Below are 2500 nucleotides of genomic sequence, written 5' to 3' on the forward strand. Positions count from 1 at the left end.
AAGCGTAATAGCTCACTAGTCGAGTCGGCCTGCGCGGAAGATGTAACGGGGCTCAAACCATACACCGAAGCTACGGGTTCATCGTAAGATGAGCGGTAGAGGAGCGTTCTGTAAGCCTGTGAAGGTCAATTGAGAAGTTGGCTGGAGGTATCAGAAGTGCGAATGCTGACATGAGTAACGACAAAGGGAGTGAAAAACTCCCTCGCCGGAAGACCAAGGGTTCCTGCGCAACGTTAATCGACGCAGGGTGAGTCGACCCCTAAGGCGAGGCCGAAAGGCGTAGTCGATGGGAAACGGGTTAATATTCCCGTACTTCTAGTTACTGCGATGGAGGGACGGAGAAGGCTAGGCCAGCACGGCGTTGGTTGTCCGTGTTTAAGGTTGTAGGCTGGTGACTTAGGTAAATCCGGGTCACTAAGGCCGAGAGCTGATGACGAGTGTTCTTTAGAACGCGAAGTGGTTGATGCCATGCTTCCAGGAAAAGCTTCTAAGCTTCAGGTAACTAGAAATCGTACCCCAAACCGACACAGGTGGTCAGGTAGAGAATACCAAGGCGCTTGAGAGAACTCGGGTGAAGGAACTAGGCAAAATGGCACCGTAACTTCGGGAGAAGGTGCGCCGATGAGGGTGAAGCATTTACTGCATAAGCCCACGTCGGTCGAAGATACCAGGCCGCTGCAACTGTTTATTAAAAACATAGCACTCTGCAAACACGAAAGTGGACGTATAGGGTGTGACGCCTGCCCGGTGCCGGAAGGTTAATTGATGGGGTTAGCTTCGGCGAAGCTCTTGATCGAAGCCCCGGTAAACGGCGGCCGTAACTATAACGGTCCTAAGGTAGCGAAATTCCTTGTCGGGTAAGTTCCGACCTGCACGAATGGCGTAATGATGGCGGCGCTGTCTCCACCCGAGACTCAGTGAAATTGAAATCGCTGTGAAGATGCAGTGTATCCGCGGCTAGACGGAAAGACCCCGTGAACCTTTACTATAGCTTTGCACTGGACTTTGAATTTGTTTGTGTAGGATAGGTGGGAGGCTTTGAAGCGTGGACGCTAGTCTGCGTGGAGCCAACCTTGAAATACCACCCTGGCAACTTTGAGGTTCTAACTCTGGTCCGTTATCCGGATCGAGGACAGTGTATGGTGGGTAGTTTGACTGGGGCGGTCTCCTCCCAAAGAGTAACGGAGGAGTACGAAGGTGCGCTCAGCACGGTCGGAAATCGTGCGTAGAGTATAAAGGCAAAAGCGCGCTTGACTGCGAGACCAACACGTCGAGCAGGTACGAAAGTAGGTCTTAGTGATCCGGTGGTTCTGTATGGAAGGGCCATCGCTCAACGGATAAAAGGTACTCCGGGGATAACAGGCTGATACCGCCCAAGAGTTCATATCGACGGCGGTGTTTGGCACCTCGATGTCGGCTCATCACATCCTGGGGCTGAAGCCGGTCCCAAGGGTATGGCTGTTCGCCATTTAAAGTGGTACGCGAGCTGGGTTTAGAACGTCGTGAGACAGTTCGGTCCCTATCTGCCGTGGACGTTTGAGATTTGAGAGGGGCTGACCTTAGTACGAGAGGACCGGGTTGGACGAACCTCTGGTGTTCCGGTTGTGTCGCCAGACGCATTGCCGGGTAGCTACGTTCGGAAAAGATAACCGCTGAAAGCATCTAAGCGGGAAACTTGCCTCAAGATGAGATCTCACCGGGAGCTTGACTCCCCTAAAGGGCCGTCGAAGACTACGACGTTGATAGGTTGGGTGTGTAAGCGCTGTGAGGCGTTGAGCTAACCAATACTAATTGCCCGTGTGGCTTGACCATATAACACCCAAGCAATCTGGTGTTATCGAGCCAACAGATTTAAACAACTTCGCGAACTTGCGAGATTGCAAATACCTTAGCTTCTGTCACAGATCCAAGCTTTTTAAGCTGCACGCCTAGCGGGCAGCAACAAATTGCTTGACGACTATAGAGCATTGGAACCACCTGATCCCATCCCGAACTCAGAAGTGAAACGATGCATCGCCGATGGTAGTGTGGGGCTTCCCCATGTGAGAGTAGGTCATCGTCAAGCGCCTATACCGAACACCCCGATCAGATATGGTCGGGGTGTTTTTTATATAAAGTAGAAGCATTATGAATTTGCTTCTACTGACCCGGAAAGCGGAAGCTGTTTTGGGTTGTTCAAGCGGGTTTTGAGGCGGTTAAAAACTTCAAATAAAAGCTTGACAGAACATGAGGTTAGCGTAGAATGCGCGGCCTTGGTTAGGCGGAAACGCTGACCGAATCGCTCTTTAACAATTTGAATCAAGTAATTCGTGTGGGTGCTTGCTGAATGTGCTCGATGATCAGAAAGATTATCAGCCAAGCAAGTTACTCTGTGAATTCTAGAGTTTTTTGTAAAGCTGAGCCAAGTTTAGGGTTTTCTCAAAACCCAATCAGTATTTAACTGAAGAGTTTGATCATGGCTCAGATTGAACGCTGGCGGCAGGCCTAACACATGCAAGTC

General features: G+C 50.7%; 3 rRNA genes (2 of these 3 cut by a window edge). All 3 read left to right on the forward strand.

Features of this window, described 5'->3' with window-relative positions:
* Positions 1-1812 (forward strand): 23S ribosomal RNA (locus tag ACKPCU_RS05765) (it extends 1077 nt beyond the left edge of the window).
* Positions 1813-1949: 137 nt separating this feature from the next.
* Positions 1950-2065, forward strand: a 5S ribosomal RNA gene (gene rrf / locus ACKPCU_RS05770).
* A gap of 372 nt (positions 2066-2437) precedes the next feature.
* A 16S ribosomal RNA gene (locus ACKPCU_RS05775) occupies positions 2438-2500 on the forward strand (it continues 1474 nt past the right edge of the window).

It is taken from the genome of Halopseudomonas oceani (assembly GCF_963677335.1).
Taxonomy (GTDB): Bacteria; Pseudomonadota; Gammaproteobacteria; order Pseudomonadales; family Pseudomonadaceae; genus Halopseudomonas; species Halopseudomonas oceani.